A 20,798-nucleotide genomic window follows, 5' to 3' on the forward strand; every position below is an offset into this window, starting at 1 on the left:
TGATGAATGGACGAGCGTGAGCATGCAGGGCCGGATGTGTCGACTTTGTGGAGTATTGGCCATTCGACGCGCCCACTGGAGGAACTGGTCGCGATGCTGCGCGAGGCCGGAGTGACGCGGCTGGCCGATGTACGCCGGTTTCCCGGCTCCCGCCGCAACCCGCAGTTCTCGGCAGAGTCGTTGGCTGTCAGCCTTCCGGCGGCGGGGATCGAATACGTTCCCATGACCGAACTTGGCGGGCGCCGGCCCGCCCGGCCCGATTCGCCCCACACCGCATGGCGCAACACCAGTTTCCGCGGCTATGCCGACTACATGGACACCCCGGAGTTCGCCAAGGGGCGCGAGCGGCTGATGGCGCTTGCCGTTGAGCAGCGGACTGCCGTGATGTGCGCCGAAGCCCCATGGTGGCGCTGTCACCGCAGCCTGATCTCCGACGACTTCAAGGCCCGCGGCTGGCGGGTGGTCCACCTGATGAACCCCGGCCGCAGCCAGGAACACCCGTGGACGCCCGCCGCGCGGATCGTCGATGGCAAGCTGGATTACTCAGCGCTCGCCGACGACCAGCCCGACCTGTTCCAGTAGGAGCGCGCCATGCGCGCGAAGCCGCGTGACCACTGATCATGGAGCGATGGCCGCGATGGCTGAGGGGCCGGCGGGACAGCCCGCTCAAGATCCGCCTGGCAAAAGAAATCAAAAGTCACGCGGCTTCGCGCGCATGGCGCGCTCCTACGAGGAAGCAGCCAGTCCTTTGCCCGGGCAGCAAGGCTCCTCAGCGATAGCCCGCGGCTTGCAGTTCGAACAGCTCGGCGTAGCGGCGGCCTTCGGCCATCAGTTCCTCGTGGGTGCCGCTGGATTCGATCCGGCCCTGGTCCATCACCAGGATCCGGTCGGCCATGCGCACGCTGGAGAACCGGTGTGAGATCAGCACTGCCGTGCGCTGGTCAGACAGCTCCTTGAACCGCTGGAACACCTCGAACTCGCTGCGCGCATCCAGCGCCGCAGTGGGCTCGTCCAGGATCATCACCTGCGCATCGCGCATGTAGGCCCGGGCAATTGCGATTTTCTGCCACTGGCCGCCGGACAGGTCCAGGCCGCTGCTGAAGCGCCGGCCGATCAGCTGGTCGTAGCCCTTGGGCAGCGATTCAATCACCTCATCGGCCATCGCCCGGTGTGCGGCCTCGCGGATCCGCGCCTGGTCGTCCATCGCATCGATCTGGCCGACCCCGATGTTCTCGCCCGCGGTCAGGTGATAGCGCACGAAATCCTGGAAGATCACCCCCACGTTCGCCCGCACCTCGTCCAGGTCGTAGTCGCGCAGGTCGCGTCCGTCCAGCAGGATCCGGCCCTCGTCGGGGTCGTACAGCCGGGCCAGCAGCTTCACCAGGGTGGTCTTGCCGGCGCCGTTCTCACCCACCAGGGCCAGCACCTCGCCCGCCTGCAGGGTGAAATCCACGTTCCGCAGCGCCCAGTGGGGTGCATCCGGATAGCGGAAGCCGACGTTCTCGAACACGAACCCTTCGCGGATGGGCTTCGGGAACGGGATCGGATTTTCCGGCGAGCGGATCTCCGGCTCGATCGCAAAGAACGAGAACAGGTCATCTAGGTACAGCGCCTGGCTGGCCACCTGGGAAAAGCCCACCAGCAGCCCCTCCAGCAATTGGCGCAGGCGGCGGAAGCTGCCGGCCAGGAAGGTCAGGTCACCGATGGTGAAATCGCCGCGCACCGTGCGCCAGGCGATGTAGGCATAGGCCACGTAGTAGCCCAGCGTTCCCAGGGCCGCCAGCAGCGCGCCCCAGGCCGCGCGGCGGCGGGCGAGGGAACGGTTGGCCTTGTAGAAATCCCAGGCCAGGGTCCGGTAACGCTCCACCAGGAACCGGTGCAGGTTGAAGATCTTTACTTCTTTCGCACTCTCCACGCTGGCGCCGGTCTGGCGCATGTATTCGAGCTGGCGGCGCTCCGGCGTGCGCATGAAGTTCAGCGAATAGCCCAACGCATTGAAGTGCGATTCGCCGATGAAAGCCGGTATCAGTGCCACCGCCAGCAGCAGGATCAGCCAGGGCGCGTAGACCAGCAGGCCGACGGCGAAGCTGATCACCGTGATGACATCCTGCAGCTGCCCGAACAGCTGGGCCATCAGGTTGCTGCGGCCCATGGTCTGGCGGCGGGCGCGGTCCAGCTTGTCCTGCAGCTCCGGATCCTCGAAGTCTTCGAGGTCCAGCGTGGCCGCGTGCTCCATCAGGCGGATGCTGGTGGCGTTGGTGAACAGCTCCGACAGCATCGACTCGGCGTAGGCCACCATGCGCCCGATCAGGTCGGACGCGATCGCCAGCCCGAACTCCAGCGCCAGCAGCCACAGCAGGTGGTGCAACAGCCCGCTGCGCCAGGCCTCGCCCAGCGTGTCGAAGGTGATGCCAAGGCCAACCAGGCGCACCGCCTCGTCGATGATCAGCTTGCCCACGTACAGCATCAGGATCGGCAGGAACGCGCGTATCAGCCGCAGGCCCAGGCTGGTGATGCTCAGGGTCGGACTGGCGGCCCAGATCTGGCGCAGGAACGGCGGTACGTTGCGCATCGCCTGGAAGCGTTCGCGCAGGCTGGGATTGGACTGGCGGCCCGGGGCGGAGGAGGCGGAAGGTTTGGCCATCGGGCGATTGTGCCTGAACCGCCGCCGTGCGCTGCGGGGCCTGTCCGGCGATCAGGTCCGGGGCAGTGCCTTCGTCCGGGCTTGCAGGGCCGGGCTGACTGGAGGTGTAACTGGCCGGTATACTGCAGGGTGGCGCGGATTTGACCCTGCGCGTTGTCCTTTGAAATCAGTTGCTTACGAGGGGTTTTTAATCCCTTTCCACTCATGAGTGCGGCCGGCCGGCAGCGTCGGTGGCCGCTGAGGCACCCACCGCCGCATGCGCCTGTCAACGATCAAGCTGTCCGGCTTCAAGTCCTTCGTCGACCCCACCACGTTGCACCTGCCGACGAACATGACCGGCGTGGTGGGTCCCAACGGCTGCGGCAAATCGAACATCATCGATGCGGTGCGCTGGGTCATGGGCGAGAGCACCGCCAGCCGGCTGCGCGGTGACTCGCTCACCGACGTGATTTTTTCAGGCTCCTCGGCCCGCAAGCCGGTGTCGCAGGCCACGGTGGAGCTGATCTTCGACAACTCGGACCACACGATTTCCGGCGAGTACGCGGCGTTCAACGAGATCTCGGTCAAGCGGCTGGTCAGCCGCGATGGCCAGAGCAACTATTACCTCAACGGCACCCGCTGCCGCCGCCGCGACATCACCGATCTGTTCCTGGGCACCGGTCTGGGGCCGCGCAGCTACTCGATCATCGAGCAGGGCATGATCAGCCAGATCATCGACGCCCGGCCCGAGGACCTGCGCGTGTACCTGGAGGAGGCCGCCGGCATCTCCAAGTACAAGGAGCGGCGCAAGGAAACCGAGACCCGGATCCGCCATACCCGCGAGAACCTGGAGCGGCTCAGTGACCTGCGCGACGAAGTCGGCAAGCAGCTGCAGCACCTGGCCCGCCAGGCGCGCCAGGCCGAGCAGTACACCGCGATCCAGGCCGAGCGGAAGATCCGCCATGCCGAATGGCAGACGCTGGAGTACCGCGCGCTGGACCAGCGCTTGGGCAAGATGCGCGAAGACCTGGCCCGCGAGGAAACCCGGCTCGAGCAGCTGGTGGCCGAACAGCGCGATGCCGAGCGCCGGATCGAGACCAATCGCGTGCGCCGGGAGGAAGCATCCGAGGTGCTGGGCCAGGCCCAGGGCGCGGTCTACGAAGTGGGTGGCAGCCTGGCCCGGGTGGAACAGCAGATCACCCACCAGCGCGAACTGTCCGGCCGGCTGTTGAAGGCGCGCGAGGAAGCCCAGGAAGCGCTCGCCGAGATTGGTGAGCACATCAGCACTGATCAGGAGCGGCTGGAAGCGCTGCAGGAATCAATCCTGGAGGCCGAGCCGCAGCTGGAGCAGCTGCGCGAGGAAGACGCCCAGCGTCAGGAGATCCTGCGCGATGCCGAAGCCCGGCTCACCGACTGGCAGCAGGGTTGGGACGGACATGGCCGCGAGGTGGCCGAAGCCACGCGCGCTGCCGACGTGGAACGCACACGCGTCGATTACCTCGACCGGCAGTCCCTGGACGCCGACCGCCGCCGCCAGCAGCTGGCCACCGAGCGCGAAGGCCTTGATCTGGACGCGCTGGCCGAGCGCTTCGCCGAGGTCGACCAGCAGCATGAGGAGCAGAAGCTCGCACTGGAGACGCTCACTGCCGATCTGGAAGCGCGCAAGCAGGCCGCGCTGACCGTGCAGGAAGATCAGCGCAACGCCCATAACGAAATGTCGGAGCTGCGCAAGCGGCTGCAGGAGCAGCGCGGACGCCTGTCTTCGTTGGAAACCCTGCAGCATGCGGCGCTGGGCCAGGAGCAGGGCGCGGCGGTGGAGTGGCTGCAGCGTCAGGGCCTGGATTCGGCCGCGCGCGTTGGTGAGCGGCTGCAGGTGGAAAGCGGCTGGGAGAATGCGGTCGAAAGCGCGCTGGGCCAGCTGATCGAAGGCGTCCTGGTGGACCAGCCCGAAGCCCTGGTAGGCGCACTCGGAGACCTGGGCGAGGGGCGTCTGGCTTTGGTGTCCGCGGCCGATGACGATGAACAGTACGCGGCCACCTCGCTGGCGGCCAAGGTGCAGGGGCCGGGTGCCGTCCGGCGCCTGCTGGCCCGCCTGCACGTGGCGGAAAATCTCAACGAAGCCCGCGAACTGCAGGCGCGGCTGGACGAGGGCGATTCCGTCATCACCCGCAGCGGTGAACGCCTCGGCGCCGGCTGGGTCCGGGTACTGCGGTCCGGCGCGGCCAAGCAGGGCGCGCTGCTGCGTGAGCGCGAGATCCAGGCCCTGCGCACCGGCATCGAAGAGTTGCAGGAGCGCGAAGCTCAGCTGGAAGAGGAAACCGCCGCCCGTCGCGGCCAGCTGCTGGCCGCCGAGCAGCAGCGCGAGGAAGCCCAGCGGGCGCTGTACCTGGCCCATCGCAGCGTGTCGGAACTGGCGGGCCAGCTGCAGAGCCAGCAGGGCCGGCTGGATTCGGCCCGCGGCCGGATCGAAAAGATCGACGTCGAGCTGGCCCAACTGGCCGAGACCACCGACACCAGCGCCGGACAGGCGCGCGATTCGCGCTCGCGGCTTGAAGACCTGGTGGAGCGCATGGCCGAGCTGGAAAGCACCCGCCAGGCGCTGGAAGCCGAACGCCGCGTGCTGACGGACGCTCGCGATACGGCCCGCATGGCGGCGCGCTCCTCCGGTGAGATGGCCCACGCCCTGGCCCTGACCCTGGAGTCGCAGCGGGCCCAGGTGCTGGCCCTGACCCAGGCCCTGGAACGCATGGGCGGCCAGCGCGGACAGCTGGACTCGCGGCTGGCCCAGATCAGTGCCCAGCTGACCGAGGGCGACGACCCGGTCCAGGAGCTCGAAGCCCAGCGCCAGATCACGCTGGAGCAGCGCGTGGTGGTGGACGCGGCCCTGAACGAGGCGCGCGCCGCGCTGCAGGGCATCGAGAACGAACTGCGCGAGCTGGAGCAGATCCGCCAGCAGCGCGACGAGCAGTCGCTGGCCCACCGCGAGAAGATCTCCCAGCGCCGCGTGGACCAGCAGGCGCTGGTGGTACGGGCCGAGCAGCTTGCCGGCGAGGTGGCCGCAGGCGGTTTTGAGCTGGACCAAGTGCTGTCCGCGCTGGACGAAGACGCACAGCCGGCCGATTGGGAAAAAATGGTCACCGACTTCGACGCCAAGCTGCGGCGGTTGGAACCGGTCAACCTGGCGGCGATTTCAGAGCATGCCGAGGCAGCCCAGCGCAAGGAATACCTGGACGCCCAGGATGCCGACCTCAACTCGGCCCTGGAGACCCTGGAAGACGCCATCCGCAAGATCGACCGCGAGACCCGCGGCCGCTTCAAGGACACCTTCGACCGGGTCAACTCGGGCGTGCAGGAAATCTATCCGCGTCTGTTTGGCGGCGGCCACGCCTACCTGGAACTGACCGGCGAAGACCTGTTGGATACCGGCGTGGCGATCATGGCCAGGCCTCCGGGCAAGCGGGTGTCAAACATCTCGCTGCTCTCGGGCGGCGAGAAGGCGATGACCGCGGTGGCGCTGGTGTTCGCCATCTTCCAGCTCAACCCGGCGCCGTTCTGCCTGCTGGACGAGGTGGACGCGCCGCTGGACGAAGCCAATGTCGGCCGTTTCACGGCCATGGTGAGCGAGATGAGCGAGAAGGTGCAGTTTCTGTTCGTCACCCACAACAAGGCAACGATGGAGGCCGCGCAGCAGCTGTCCGGCGTTACCATGCGTGAGCCAGGCGTGAGCCGGCTGGTATCGGTGGACCTGGCGGAGGCTGCGCGCCTGGTCGGCGCCGCCTGACCTGGCCGGTATCCCGCGTTACCCTGTGGCGCAGTTTTTCGCGCATGTTCCAGAACGTGCATGTTCCAGAAGGAGAATTCACGTGTCAGACGTAAGGCTGATGCAAATCGCGATCGTGGTGGCTGGCCTCATCCTGTTTGCCGCCATCTGGTATCACGGCACGCGGCCACGCAAGACGTCGCAGGGCCGTCGGGTGGCCTCGGAGCAGCGCAATGGCGAGCGGCTCGAGCCGACCCTTGGTGCGCAGATCGAAGAGGAACTCTCCGAAGCCGGCGATGACGTGGCAGACCCCGCGGCACAGGCCGAGATGGAGCTGTTCGACAGCGCGGTGGGCGATCCCGCCACGCCCAATGCCGAGCTGGGGCGGCGGGTCAGCAACGAGTTCGACAAGATCGTGACGCTGTACATCGCGGCCCGTGCGGGCCAGGTGCTGCGTGGCCCCGATATCGTGGTGGCCGCGGAGAAAGCCGGACTGACCTACGGCCACATGAACGTGTTCCACCGTCTGGTGGAAGGCCGGCCCGAGATGGGGCCGGTGTTCAGCGTGGCCAACATCAAGAAGCCGGGCAGCTTTGAGATGGGCGAGATCCAGGAACTGGAAACGCCGGCGATCACGTTCTTCCTGACCCTGCCTGCACCGGTCTCGGCGCTGGATGCTTGGGATGCGATGCACCCCACGGCGCAGCGCATGGCCGAACTGCTGGACGGCGTGCTGCTGGACGAACAGCGCAACGCCCTGGGCCGCCAGCGCGTCTCACATCTGCGCGATGAGCTGCGCGCCTACGACCGCGAACAGGTAGACCCGCCCATCACCCGCAGCCCGCGCTGGTAATCCCTTCTCCCTGTCACCCTCTGTAGGAGCGCGCCATGCGCGCGAAGCCGCGTGACAACAATCACCGGAAGGTGGTTTGGCGGCATCACCGAGGCCAGGCGAAAGAGTTCGCGGGCGGCCCGGCGGGTCCGTCCCGGTCAGGACACGCTGTGAATACGTCCATGTACGCTTGCCGGCGCCGTCCATGGCGCCGACAGTCCTGACCGGGACGGACCCGCCAGGCACCTTGCGTTCGCGGCGATCGGCCGGAAATCGAATTTCACGCGGCTTCGCGCGCATGGCGCGCTCCTGCGGAGGAGGCGCCGCCATCGGGGCGTCATCAGGGTTTGGGGTTCTTCCCGAGCCCCTGACGGGTTTCGCGGGGACCGGCAAAAACACCGGCCGGGGCGTCGGGTTGGATAGAATTCCCGGATGCCTGCCAATCCTGCTGAACGCGTTGCCAAACTGCGTGGTCTGATCGACGACGCCAACTACCGCTATCACGTGCTCGACGAGCCGCAGATCCCGGACGTCGAGTACGACGCGCTGATGCGCGAACTTGAAGCGCTGGAAGCGGAACATCCCGGGCTTGCCAGCGACGACTCGCCGAGCCGTCGGGTGGGCGCCGCGCCGTCGGGCAAGTTCGCCCAGATCCGCCACGCCATGCCCATGCTCTCGCTGGGCAACGCGTTCGAGGACGTCGAGGTGGGCGACTTCGTGCGGCGGATCATCCAGAAGCTCGACAACGATGCGCCCGCCTTCTCAGCCGAGCCCAAGCTCGACGGCCTGGCTGTCAGCCTGCGCTATGAGGACGGCGTGTTCGTCCAGGGCGCGACCCGCGGCGATGGCGCCACCGGCGAGGATGTGACCGTCAATCTGCGCACGGTGCGGGCCATCCCGCTGCGGCTGCGGGGCAAGGACTGGCCGGCGGTGCTGGAGGTGCGCGGCGAGGTGTATATGCCGCTGGCCGAGTTCGAGGCCTACAACGCCCGGGTGCGGGAGCAGGGTGGCAAGGTGCTGGCCAATCCGCGCAACGGCGCGGCCGGTTCGCTGCGCCAGCTGGACCCTGCGATCACCGCCCAGCGTCCGCTGGCATTTTTTGCCTATGGCACCGGGCTGGTGGAGGACGGCACGCTTCCCGATACCCATTCAGAATCGATGCGCCTGCTGCGCGAATGGGGCTTTCCGGTCAGCAATCTTGGCGAGGTGGTGAGCGGGCTCGAGGGCCTGCTCGACTATTACCGGCGCATCGGTGAGCAGCGGGCGAGCCTGCCGTTTGAGATCGACGGTGTGGTCTACAAGCTTGATGACGCCCAGGACCGTGAAGAGATGGGCTTCGTCTCGCGCGCACCGCGCTGGGCGCTTGCCCACAAATATCCGGCCCAGGAGCAGTCCACGGTCGTTGAATCGATCGAGATCAACGTGGGCCGAACCGGTGCGGTCACGCCGTGGGTGCTGATGCGGCCGGTGCACGTGGGCGGAGTGACGGTGACCCGGGCCACCCTGCACAACGCCGACCAGGTGGCGCGCCTGGACGTGCGCATCGGCGATACGGTGATCGTGCGCCGGGCCGGCGACGTGATCCCGGAAGTGGTGCGGGTGATCCCCGACCGCCGGCCGGAGGGAACCCAGCCTTGGCGCATGCCTGACAACTGCCCGGTCTGCGGATCGGAGATCGTGCGCGAGGAGGGCGAAGTGGTGGCCCGCTGCAGCGGCGAGCTGGTGTGCCCGTCGCAGCGGGTGCAGGCGTTGTTCCATTTCGCCTCGCGCCGGGCCATGGATATCGACGGCCTGGGCGAGCGGCTGATCCAGGCGCTGGTGGATTCCGGTTTCGCCACCAGCGTGGCCGACCTGTACCGGCTGGGCGTGGATGATTTCGTGGAAATGAAGCGCCTCTCCGATGAGCGCGACGGCACCACGCCGGAAACGGTCAAGGCCGGCAAGGTGGCCACGAAGTGGGCGGAGAACCTGGTGGAGGCGATCGCCCGCAGCCGCGAGGCTTCGCTGGCGCGGTTCCTGTTTGCACTCGGCATTGGCCATGTGGGCGAGAGCACGGCCAAAGCATTGGCAACGTGGTTCGGTGATCTCGAACTTATCCGTCATACCCCGTGGCCGCTGTTCAAGCGCGTGCCGGATATTGGCGGCGAAGTGGCGCGTTCGCTCGGGCACTTTCTCGACCAGCCTGGCAACCAGCAGGTGATCGATGAACTGCTGGAGCGCGGCGTGCGCATCGCCGACGCCCATCCGCCATCACCGAAGCTGGCCGAGGGGCTGGATCCGGTCACGCTGTTGGCGGACCTGGAGATTCCAAGGATTACGACCAACCGGGCCGAACGGTTGGTGTCATCGTTTGCCACGGCTGAGGCAATTGCTACCGCTGCCGAGCATCAGTTCGTTGCTGCAGGACTGCCGGGCGACGCCGCCCAGTCGCTCGCGGAATGGATGGGCGAAGACGCGAGCCGCGCCCTGTACCTGCGCTCGCTCAAAGCCCAGCGAGAGCTGCTGGATCAACTCCCTGCTCCGGATGAGGTACAGGCCGGTCCCCTGGATGGCCAGACGGTGGTGCTGACCGGCACCCTGGAAGCGATGACCCGCGACGAAGCCAAGGAGCGCCTGGAAGCGCTGGGCGCAAAGGCCGCCGGCAGCGTATCGAAGAAGACCTCGTTCGTTGTCGCCGGTGAATCCGCGGGCTCCAAGCTGACCAGGGCGCAGGAGCTCGGAATCGAGGTGTGGGACGAGGCCAAACTGCTCGATTTCCTGCAAGCCCATGACTGATTCCGGCTGGCGTCCTTCTGCGTCGCTGGAAGCGCTGCGCCTGCGCGCCCGGCTCAATGCGGCGATCCGCGGCTTCTTTGAGGCGCGCGGCGTGCTGGAAGTGGAAACCCCGATCCTGTCGCAGGCCGGAAACACCGAGCCCAACATCGCCTCGTTCCACGTCGAATTTACCGGTCACGTGAGCGCCGGCCCGCGCCGCCGTTGGCTGCGCACCTCGCCCGAATACCCGCTTAAACGCCTGCTCGCCGCGGGCCTGGGCGACTGCTATGAGCTGGGTCGGGTGTTCCGTGATGGCGAAGCAGGTGGTCGCCACAACCCCGAGTTCACCATGCTCGAGTGGTATCGCCTGGGCTGGGACCACATGCGCATGGCCGCCGAAACGGTGGAGGTGGTGCAGACGGGGCTGGCACTGGTGGGCCGCCAGGCGCAGCCGGTGCGTACCAGCTATCGCGCGCTGTACCGCGACCATCTCGGCATCGACCCGATGCGCGCGCCCGAGGCCGAACTGCGCGCGGCCCTGGGTGGCATTGATATCGATCCGCGTGGCCTCAACCGCGATGACTGGCTGGACTTGCTGATGACCCACTGCATCCAGCCGCGCTTCGCCGCGGATGCGATCACGGTGGTCTACGACTATCCGCAGTCACAGTGCATGCTGGCCCGGATCCGGGCGACGGACGGTGATGCCGATCCGGTTCCGGTGGCCGAGCGCTTCGAGCTGTACCTCGGACCGCTGGAGCTCGCCAACGGCTATCACGAGCTGCAGGATCCAGCCGAGCAGGGCGCCCGCTTTGAACGCGAACTGGCGCTGCGCAGGGCGCGTGGTGACGTGGAGCCGGAATTGGATGCCAACCTGCTGGCAGCGCTGGAACACGGCCTTCCACACAGCGCCGGCGTCGCCCTGGGCGTGGACCGGCTGCTGATGGCGATGCTGGGGACACAGCGCATTGCCGATGTGCTGGCATTCGATTTCCGCCGGGCCTGAGCCTATGCCTGCGCAGGTGGCTGGCCGCGCTGCAACATGGAATTACATCAGGACCGGTTAAAGTCGTTTCCGGGATTTTCCGGAGGTGGCGGTGATCAACGAAGTTTGGCGGACTGTACTGGTGGCGTTTGTGGTGACGGCCTGCGGCGGATGCACAATGCTGGGAAATTGGGATGCTGGCGCTGGCCGGCCTGCCGCGCGCGACGCCGACGGTGGTGAGGCTTCGCCAGCTGAGGTGGTGCGCTGCGTGTCGCGTGACAACCGCCGCAAATACTGTGCTGCCGATACCAGTAACGGGATGCACATGCTGCGCCAGCTCTCATCCGCTGAGTGCATTCAAGGCAGTACCTGGGGCTATGACTTGCGCGGCGTGTGGGTGGTCTCCGGGTGCGGCGGTGAGTTCATCGCCGCGATGGAGCCGCAGAGCGGCGAGGGTGGAGCTGGAGCTGCCGATGCGGATGCGGATGCGGGACCAGTGGGCGAGCAGATCGTGCGCTGCGAGTCGCGCGGCCACCGCCGGAGCCGCTGCAATGCAGTGGTCGGTGAAGGGGTGGAGCTGATCCGCCAGCTGTCGCGCACGCGCTGTGTCCAGCGCCAGAACTGGGGCTGGGACCGGCGCGGCATCTGGGTAGGCGGCAACTGTGGGGCAGAGTTCCGGGTGTACTGAGCAGTGCTGTTTACCCCGCCGGGCATCTGGCCGAACGGTTAAAATCGACCGATGAGCCAACCCACCATTGATTACTCCAGCTACGACCGTATCCGTCCAATCCGATGGAGCGGCAATGCGCTGGAGCTGCTCGACCAGCGGCGCCTGCCGTTTGAAACCGTGTACGTCCCCTGCATCAGCAGTGACGCGGTGGCCGACGCCATCCGCGACCTGGTGGTGCGCGGCGCCCCGGCGATCGGCATTGCCGCGGCATGGGGCCTGGTGCTGGCGGGGCAGGGCATCCAGGCAATGGATGGCGCGGATGCCGCACGGCAGCTGCAGCCCGCCATGGAGCGGCTCAATGCCGCCCGGCCGACCGCGGTGAACCTGGCCTGGGCGCTGGCGCGGATGCGCATCGCGCTGGCCGCGGCTGGCGCGCAGTGGGGAGAAGCACTGGAGCGTGAGGCGCGCGCGATCGAAACCGAAGACCTTGCAGCCAATCGCCGCATGGGGGAGCTGGGTGCAGCGCTCATTGCGCCGGGCTCGGGCGTGCTCACCCACTGCAATACCGGCTCGCTGGCCACCGCCGGGTTTGGCACCGCGCTGGGCGTGATCCGTGCCGGCGTTGCCCAGGGCCGGGTAGGGCGCGTGTTTGCGGGCGAGACCCGGCCGTGGATGCAGGGCTCGCGCCTGACCGTATGGGAGCTGCAGCAGGACGGCATCGATGCCACCCTGATTGCCGACTCCGCCGCGTCCCACCTGATCAAGGACGGCCAGGTGGACTGGGTGGTGGTCGGCGCCGACCGCATCTGCGCCAACGGCGACGTTGCCAACAAGATCGGCACCTACCAGCTGGCCATTTCGGCGCGCTTCCACGGCAGGAAATTCATGGTCGTGGCTCCTTCCTCAACGGTGGACATGGAGACCGCCAGCGGCGATCTGATCGAGATCGAGGAGCGCGATCCGGGTGAGTTGCTGGAGGTGGCTGGCAGCCGCACGGTGGCCGAAGGCGTGCAGGCATGGAACCCGGTATTCGACGTCACCCCTGCGGATCTGATCGACGCCATCGTCACCGAGAAAGGCGTGATCCAAAGTCCCGATGCTGCCTCGATGCGCGCCATGTTTGCCTGAACCCACCGCGTCTTCTGTCCCGGTAGGAGCGCGCCATGCGCGCGAAGCCGCGTGACTGATGGTGTGCCAAGATCCTTCTGACAGGTTGCTTCGTCCGGAGCTGCCTTCGTGCGGGCCAGCCATGATTCACGCGGCTTCGCGCGCATGGCGCGCTCCTACCCTTGGAAAAGTGGCCATTTGTAGCCTAAGCCGTTGATTTGTGGATGGAAAAGTCTGCATGAGGGGCGTGCTGCGTGTTATACTTGTCTGTCTTTTTAAATGCGCTTCCCGCAGCTGTTCCATCGCCGCCCCGGCCCGCCGGGTCGTCCGCAGCCGCTGCCGGCAGCCGTCAGGATGCAAACAGCCTAGATGGTCGATTCCACGCAAGAAATCATCCCCGTCAACCTCGAAGACGAAATGCGCCGCAGCTACCTGGATTACGCCATGAGCGTGATCGTGGGGCGCGCGCTTCCTGATGTCCGCGATGGTCTGAAGCCGGTGCACCGGCGCGTGTTGTATGCGATGAACGAGCTGGGCGCACACAGCAACAAGCCCTATTTCAAGTCGGCGCGCATCGTCGGTGACGTGATCGGTAAATACCATCCGCACGGCGACCAGTCGGTCTACGACACCCTGGTGCGCATGGCGCAGCCGTTCTCGCTGCGCTACCTGCTGGTGGACGGGCAGGGCAACTTCGGTTCGGTCGACGGCGACTCGGCTGCGGCGATGCGTTACACCGAGGCGCGCATGTCGCGCCTGGCGCACGAGCTGATGGCGGACATCGACAAGGAGACCGTCGATTTCCAGCTCAACTACGACGAGAAGGAAAGCGAGCCGACGGTGATGCCGGCGCGGGTTCCGAACCTGCTGGTCAACGGTTCCGCGGGCATTGCGGTGGGCATGGCCACCAACATTCCGCCGCACAACCTGTCGGAAGTGATCGATGCCAGCATCGCCCTGATCGACGACCCGGAGCTCGATATCGACGGGCTGATGGAATACGTCCCCGGACCGGACTTCCCCACCGCCGGCATCATCAACGGCGTCAGCGGCATCCAGCTTGCCTACCGCACCGGCCGCGGGCGGGTGCGCATGCGCGCCAAAGCTGATATCGAGGTGGCCGACAACGGTCGCGAAGCGATCATCGTCACCGAGATCCCGTACCAGGTGAACAAGTCGAAGCTGATCGAGAAGATCGCCGACCTGGTGAAGGAAAAGAAGCTGGAAGGCATCAGCGAGCTGCGCGACGAGTCCGACAAGGACGGCATGCGCATCTACATCGAGATCAAGCGCGGCGATTCGGCCGAGGTTGTGCTCAACAACCTGTACCAGCAGACCCAGATGGAGTCGTTCTTCGGCATCAACATGGTGGCCCTGGTGGATGGCCGCCCGCAGCTGCTGAACCTCAAGCAGATCCTGGAGGCCTTCGTCAGCCACCGCCGCGAGGTGGTGACCCGCCGGACCATCTTCGAACTGCGCAAGGCCCGTGCCCGGGCCCACGTGCTGGAAGGCCTGACGGTTGCGCTGGCCAACATCGACGAGATGATCGAGCTGATCAAGACGTCGGCCAACCCCAACGAAGCGCGCGAGCGGATGCTCGGCCGCCGCTGGGAGGCGGGGCTGGTGGCCACGCTGCTGGAAGCCACCGGCGCGGAGGCATCCAAGCCGGAGGACCTGCCCAAGGGCGTGGGCCTGATCGACGGCAGCTACCAGCTCACCGAGATCCAGGCCCAGCAGATCCTGGACATGCGCCTGCATCGCCTGACCGGGCTGGAGCAGGAGCGCCTGACCGACGAGTACCGCCTGCTGCTGGAAACCATCCGCGGGCTGATCGAGATCCTAGAAGATCCGGACGTGCTGCTGGAGGTGATCCGCACCGAGCTGCGCACGGTCAAGGAAGAGTTTGGCGACGAGCGTCGCAGCGAGATCCGCGAGAGCGAAGAGGACCTGGACATCCTCGACCTGATCGCGCCCGAGGACGTGGTGGTGACCCTGTCGCACTCCGGCTATGCCAAGCGCCAGCCGGTGACGTCCTATCGCGCCCAGCGACGCGGCGGACGCGGCCGCAATGCCGCATCCACCAAGGACGAGGATTTCATCGACCAGCTGTGGCTGGTCAACACCCACGACATGTTGTTGACGTTCACCAGCGCCGGGCGCGTGTTCTGGCTGCCGGTCTATCAGCTGCCAGACGCCGGGCCGAATGCGCGTGGCCGTCCGATCGTCAACTGGATTGCGCTGGAAGACGGCGAGAAGGTCCAGGCGGTGGTGCCGGTGCGCGAGTACGCCGAAGACCAGTACGTGTTCTTCTCCACCCGCAACGGCACGGTCAAGAAAACCCCGCTGAAGGAATTCGAATACCGGCTTGCACGCGGCAAGATCGCGATCAACCTGGACGATGGCGATGCGCTGGTGAACGCCGACCTGACCGATGGCAGCAAGGACATCATGCTGTTTGCGTCCAACGGCAAGGCGGTGCGTTTCGACGAAAGCGAAGTGCGTGCCATGGGCCGTACCGCCACCGGCGTGCGCGGCATGCGCCTGGCCGAGGGCGAGCACGTATGCAGCATGATCGTGGTCCAGGCTGATGGCGACGGCGACATCCTCACCGCCAGCGAGCATGGCTACGGCAAGCGCACGCCGGTGTCGGAGTATCAGCGCAAGGGGCGCGGCATCCAGGGTGTGATTGCGATCCAGACCACCGAGCGCAACGGCCAGCTGATCGGTGCGGTGCAGATCGCCGACCACCACGAGGTACTGCTGATTTCCGACGGCGGCACCCTGGTGCGCACCCGCGCCTCGGAAATCGCCCAGGTCGGCCGCAACACCCAGGGCGTGACCCTGATACGGCTGGGCAAGGACGAGACCCTGCAGGCGATCGAGCGCATTGATGCTTCGCTGGATGAAAACGGCGATGAACTGGGTAGCGATGACGCAGGCGAAGCGGACGAAGGCATTGCCGCCGCCCCCGCTGCAGAGACCGGTGAACAGGACGGCGACCAGCCCAGCGCCTGATTGAAACCGCGCTGTCACTCCTGCGCGCGCAGGAGTGACGGTCCGTCCCCTGCCTTCCCTATACTCGGCGGAACGGTGGAGGAAATGGCATGCACGGACGGGCGCGTTGCGGGTGGATGGATCGATTGTTGGCCGGAAAGCTGGCGCGCTGGGCGTTGCTGGCCTGTCCCCTGGCAGTGCTGTTGGCATGCAGCGGCGAGCCCTCGGGCCAGCTGCCTGAGCCCAGCGGTGAGGCGATCAGAGCGGAGCGGGTAGAGGTCGAAGGTTTCGGCCTCGCCCGGGCCTGGGCCGATGACCGCCAGGGCGGCCTGGTCTTGGTGCTGGAGTTCTCGCAGCCGCTGGTAGCCACCCAGGATTTTGACCGTCTGGTGACGCTTGAGGGGACCGCCGGGGTGGAGGGTGGGTGGTCGCTCGACGACGACAACCGGACCCTGCGCTTCCCCAACGCCGAGGCCAATCGTGAATACAGGGTGCGGATCTCCGCAGCGCTGACCGCGGCGGACGGCGCCGAGCTGGGCACCGACGTGGAACGGGCCATCCATACAGGCGATCTCAGCCCTGTCGCCGGGTTCGCCTCGCAGGGCAGCGTGCTGCCGGCGCGTGGCAGCCGCGGCCTGCCGGTGGTGTCGCTGAACGTTGCCGAGGTGGATGTGGAATTCCTGCGCGTGCGCGACAGCGCCGTGCCGCAGTTCCTCAACCAGTACCAGCGTGGCGGCCGGCGCGGCAGCTGGGATCTTGAAGCCGACTGGGGCGAACGTACGCCGATTTCGCGCATGGCCGAGCCGGTCTACGTGAACCGGTTCGTGCTCGGCGGGGAGCGCAACGAGCGCCTGCTCACCTATCTGCCGGTACAGGAGATCCCCGAGCTGCAGGAAGCGGGTCTGTACTTCGCCGTCATGAAGCGTGCCGGCGTTTTCGACAGCGAGTTCGAAACCGCGTTTTTCACCGTCAGCGACATCGGCCTGCACGCGCGGGCCTACAAGGACCGGCTGTTCGTGCATACGGCCTCGCTGGAGACCGGTGCGGCCAACAATGGCGTGTCGCTGCAGGTGCTCGACGGCAAGGGCGAAGTGGTCTATCGCGGCGAGACGGATCGCAACGGCAATGCGGTGTTCGACTATGCGCTCGACGCGGCCCACGTGCTGGTGGCCAGCCGCGGGCGCGATGTGTCGATGCTGCCGTTCAACCAGCCGGCACTCGATCTGTCCGAGTTCGCCGTGGCGGGGCGTGGGCAGGCCTGGTTCGACGTGTTCGCCTGGTCAGGGCGGGATCTTTACCGGCCGGGTGAAACCGTGCGGGTGTCCGCGCTGCTGCGCGACCATGACGGCCGCCCGGTACCGGCCGGGGAGAGCGGTGCACAGCCACCCGCTTCCCAACCACTTTTCGTGCGGCTGAAGCAGCCGGATGGCCGTACTTTCTTCGAGACGCGCCTGGAGCCGGGTCCGCAGGGGTACTACCACCTGGAACGGGGGGTGCCCGCCGATGCGCCCACCGGCCGCTGGCAGGTGGAGTTCCGGACCGATCCCGGCAGCCGCGAAGCGGTGCAGGGCATGCAGCTGCGGATCGAGGAGTTTTTGCCGGAGCGGATGAAGCTGGAACTGGGCAGCGCCGCAGCGCGCCTGGCTGCGGGAGAGCCGCTGCGCCTGGAGGTGGAAGGCGCCTACCTGTACGGCGCGCCGGCCGCGGGCAACCGTTTCACCGCGACCCTGGCCGTGGCGGTGGAACAGCATCCGGTGGACAGCCTGCCCGACCATTTCTTTGGCGATCCCACTGTGGAGCTGCCGCGCGAGGCGCGCGATGTGGTTGACGCGGAACTGGATGCATCCGGCCGACTCGAGCAGGACATCACGCTGCCCGAGGAAGTCCGCCCGGTGACGCCGATCGCCGCCGTGGTGACCGGCAGCCTGTATGAAAGCGGCGGTCGTACCGTGAACCGGAGCTTGAAGCGCGTGCTGTGGCCGGCGGACGCGTTGGTCGGTCTGCGTCCGCTGTTCAACCCGGATGACGGCGCCGATGCCAATGCCCGTGCGGGTTTCGAACTGGTGCGCGTGGATGCGGATGGCAATGCGCGGCCTGCCACCGGGTTGGAGGTCACCCTGGTGCGTGAGCATCGCGACTACCACTGGCGACACGATGACGAAGGCGGCTGGAACTATGACTTCACCCGCCGCTTCCAGAACGTGGAAACGCGCACGCTGGATGCCGGCCAGGGCGCGACGCGCTTCGACTTCCCGGTGGAGTGGGGCGAGTACCGGGTGGATGTGAAGGATCCGGCAACCGGGCTGGTCACGCGCTATCCGTTCCGCGCCGGCTGGAGCTGGGACGACCAGAACCGCGGTGTCGACGCCCGCCCCGACAAGGTCAAGCTGGCGCTCGACCAGACGGGATACAGGGCCGGCGACACGCTGGAAGTGACGGTGACGCCGCCGCATCCGGGCAAGGGCCTGCTGCTGGTGGAGAGCGATCGGCTGCTGTACGTGCAGGCCATCGATGCCGAGCCCGGCAGCACCTTTCGCATTCCGGTCACCGAGGACTGGGAGCGGCACGACGTGTACGTGACCGCGCTGGTGTTCCGCGGCGGTCGCGCGGTGGATGTGACCACGCCCGCTCGTGCGGTGGGCGTGGTGCACGTGCCGATGGACCGGCGCGACCGGCGCGTGGCGGTTGGTCTGAGGGTGGCCGGACAGGTGCTGCCGGAACAGCCGCTGCGGGTGACGCTGAGCGTGCCGCAGCTGGCGGGCCGACAGGCGCACGCGACCGTATCCGCTGTGGATGTGGGCATCACCAATATCACCCGCTTCCCGGTGCCCGATGCGGTAGCCCACTTCTTCCAGCAGCGGCGCTTCGGCGTTGACGCCTGGGATGTGTACGGGAGGGTGATTGAAAGCCACGAGGGCGGCACGGCCCGGATCCGTTTCGGCGGCGACATGGCGCTGGATGCGCTGCCGCACGCACGACGCCCGACCGCGCGGGTACAGACGGTGGACCTGTTCTCGGGACCGGTGCAGCTCGATTCGGCCGGCAACACCACGGTCGAACTGCCGGTGCCCGATTTCAACGGCACTCTGCGCGTGTCGGCATTGGTGTGGTCCGATGACGCCTACGGCAACCACGACGCGGAAACGGTGGTGCGGGCGCCGATCGTGGCCGAAGCCAGCATGCCGCGGGTGCTGGCACCGGGTGACCGCAGCACGCTCACCCTCGATGTAACCAACTTCACCGGTCGAGAGGGTGCGTTCCGGGTGCGTGTCGGCGGCGAGGGGCCCTTGGCGGTGGGCGACGTCGAACGCACGCTGCGGCTGGCCGCCGAGGGTAATGCAACGCTCAGCTTCCCGCTGACGGCAGCCAACGACTACGCCACGGCCCAGGTGCGGGTACGCGTGGAGGGCAACGGTGAAAACGCGGACCGCCGCTATGACCTGCCGGTGCGCGCTGCATGGCCCGCGGTGCTGCGGGCCGAGACGCGGGTGCTGGATACGCTGGCTCCCGTGCGGATTGACGCCTCGTTCGCCGAAGGACTGATGCCGGGCTCGGTGCAGGTGCAGATGAGCCTGAGTGCGTTCCCGCCGATCCCGTTCGCCGCGGCCCTGCAGGGCGCGCTGCACTATCCGTACGCCTGCGCCGAGCAGACCGCCAGCCGCGGCTATGCGGCCTTGATGTTGGATGCGACGACGGTGTCGATGCTGGGCCTGGAGGATGTGGACGCGGAGCTGCGGCAACGCACGGTGCAGGCGGCTTTCGGGCGGCTGGCGTCGATGCAGGCCGGCAACGGCCACTTTTCGATGTGGGGCAGCAGCGGACCGGTCAATCCGATCCTGACCCCGTACATCGCCGAGTTCCTGCTCGACGCCCGTGAGGCAGGGTTCGCGGTGCCGGACACGGTGCTGCAGAAGGCGCTGGAGCGGCTCAACGAAGACCTGCTGGCCGGCGGCCAGGAGTTCTACGGGCAGGACCACCGCCAGTACCTCAAGTTCGCCTACCAGGCCCACGCCGGCTTCGTGCTGGCGCGGGTCAACCGCGCGCCGCTCGGCACCTTGCGCTCCCTGTTCGACAACCATTCCTCCGCCGCGCTCAGCGGGCTGCCGCTGGTGAGGCTGGGGCTGGCGTTGCGCATGCAGGGTGACACGGCGCGTGGCGACAAGGCGATTGCAGAAGGATTCGGCCTGCGGCGCGAACGTCCGCGCTGGCTGGGGGATTACTCCACGCCGCTGCGCGACGCCGCCCTGTCGATCGCCCTGGTGCACGAGCAGGGCGCGGCGAAGCCGGAGTACACCGCCCGTGTGATCGATGTGGGTCGTGAGCTGGATGCGCGCCGCAACCAGCGTTGGACATACCTGAGCACCCAGGAGCAGATCGCCATTGCCCGCCTGGGCAAGGCGCTGTCGGCTGATGGCGACCGGCGCGTGTCCGGCGTGCTGTGGACCGGCGACAGTGAAGAGCCGGTGGCGGGCAGCCGGGTGTTCGGGCGGCAGTTCGACCATGCGGAGCTCTCGCGCGGAATCCGTTTCGAGCCGGCAGGCGAACCACCGCTGTACGCAAGCCTGGAAGTGGCCGGGGTGCCGCGCAGCGCGCCCGAGGCGGACTTCAGCCGCCTGAAGGTGGAACGCAGCCTGCACAGGCTGGACGGTACGCCGTGGGATCCGGCGCCGCTCAAGGAAGGCGAGGCCTTGATCGTGGCGGTGTCGATCACCGCCGACCAGGCGATGCCCGATGCATTGCTGACCGACCTGCTGCCGGCCGGGCTGGAGATCGAGAACTTCAACCTGTCCGATGGCGAGCAGTGGGGAGAAGTGACGGTGCAGGGGGTGAACCTGTCCGAGCGGTCAAGCGCTGCCGAGCTGCGGCACGAGGAGTTCCGCGACGACCGCTACGTGGCGGCGCTCAGCCTCGACCGCGGCGGTACTGCGCGTGTCTTCTATCTGGTGCGTGCGGTGACCCCGGGCACCTACACCGTGCCGCCGCCGATGGTGGAGGACATGTACCGGCCGGAGCTGCGCGGCGTGGGGCGCGCCGTGCCCGGCACGATCACGGTGGTGCAGCCGTGATCCGCCA

The 20,798-nt window shown here is 67.2% G+C and carries 10 protein-coding genes; 9 read left to right on the forward strand and 1 reads right to left on the reverse strand.

Annotation, left to right across the window (positions count from 1 at the left end; genetic code table 11):
• Nucleotides 1-6: 6 nt before the first annotated feature.
• Nucleotides 7-582, forward strand: a complete 576-nt coding sequence (locus ACW7G2_RS01330) for a DUF488 domain-containing protein (protein WP_456971932.1) — start codon at nucleotides 7-9, stop codon at nucleotides 580-582.
• A 187-nt stretch (nucleotides 583-769) separates the two neighbouring features.
• Here ACW7G2_RS01330 and ACW7G2_RS01335 read toward each other — a convergent pair whose 3' ends face one another.
• Nucleotides 770-2,644, reverse strand: coding sequence for an ABC transporter ATP-binding protein (locus ACW7G2_RS01335; RefSeq protein ID WP_456971934.1), 1,875 nt, complete (start codon nucleotides 2,642-2,644; stop codon nucleotides 770-772).
• Between the two features lie 256 nt (nucleotides 2,645-2,900).
• Here ACW7G2_RS01335 and smc point away from each other — a divergent pair, with 256 nt between their 5' ends.
• The 8 genes from smc (at nucleotide 2,901) to ACW7G2_RS01375 (ending at nucleotide 20,791) form a co-directional block, all read left to right on the forward strand.
• Complete coding sequence (gene smc / locus ACW7G2_RS01340) at nucleotides 2,901-6,404, forward strand: chromosome segregation protein SMC (RefSeq protein WP_456971936.1); 3,504 nt, start codon at nucleotides 2,901-2,903, stop codon at nucleotides 6,402-6,404.
• Between the two features lie 100 nt (nucleotides 6,405-6,504).
• The gene (zipA, locus tag ACW7G2_RS01345) at nucleotides 6,505-7,236 is read left to right on the forward strand and encodes a cell division protein ZipA (RefSeq protein WP_456972216.1); all 732 of its coding nucleotides are present in this window, start codon (nucleotides 6,505-6,507) and stop codon (nucleotides 7,234-7,236) included.
• Between the two features lie 411 nt (nucleotides 7,237-7,647).
• Nucleotides 7,648-9,990 carry an NAD-dependent DNA ligase LigA gene (ligA, locus tag ACW7G2_RS01350; protein WP_456971938.1) on the forward strand — a complete coding sequence of 781 codons (2,343 nt, stop codon included), beginning with the start codon at nucleotides 7,648-7,650 and terminating at the stop codon, nucleotides 9,988-9,990.
• On the forward strand, nucleotides 9,983-10,975 hold the full coding sequence (gene epmA, locus ACW7G2_RS01355; RefSeq protein ID WP_456971940.1) for an EF-P lysine aminoacylase EpmA: 993 nt from the start codon (nucleotides 9,983-9,985) through the stop codon (nucleotides 10,973-10,975). Before ligA ends, epmA begins: the two co-directional genes overlap by 8 nt.
• Before the next feature lie 157 nt (nucleotides 10,976-11,132).
• Nucleotides 11,133-11,642 carry a DUF3011 domain-containing protein gene (locus ACW7G2_RS01360; RefSeq protein WP_456971942.1) on the forward strand — a complete coding sequence of 170 codons (510 nt, stop codon included), beginning with the start codon at nucleotides 11,133-11,135 and terminating at the stop codon, nucleotides 11,640-11,642.
• Between the two features lie 51 nt (nucleotides 11,643-11,693).
• Nucleotides 11,694-12,752, forward strand: coding sequence for an S-methyl-5-thioribose-1-phosphate isomerase (gene mtnA, locus ACW7G2_RS01365; protein ID WP_456971944.1), 1,059 nt, complete (start codon nucleotides 11,694-11,696; stop codon nucleotides 12,750-12,752).
• Between the two features lie 348 nt (nucleotides 12,753-13,100).
• Nucleotides 13,101-15,746, forward strand: a complete 2,646-nt coding sequence (gyrA, locus tag ACW7G2_RS01370) for a DNA gyrase subunit A (protein ID WP_456971946.1) — start codon at nucleotides 13,101-13,103, stop codon at nucleotides 15,744-15,746.
• An 89-nt stretch (nucleotides 15,747-15,835) separates the two neighbouring features.
• The gene (locus ACW7G2_RS01375; protein ID WP_456971948.1) at nucleotides 15,836-20,791 is read left to right on the forward strand and encodes an alpha-2-macroglobulin family protein; all 4,956 of its coding nucleotides are present in this window, start codon (nucleotides 15,836-15,838) and stop codon (nucleotides 20,789-20,791) included.
• Nucleotides 20,792-20,798: the final 7 nt, after the last annotated feature.

The sequence above is a fragment of the Luteimonas sp. A277 genome, assembly GCF_054052045.1.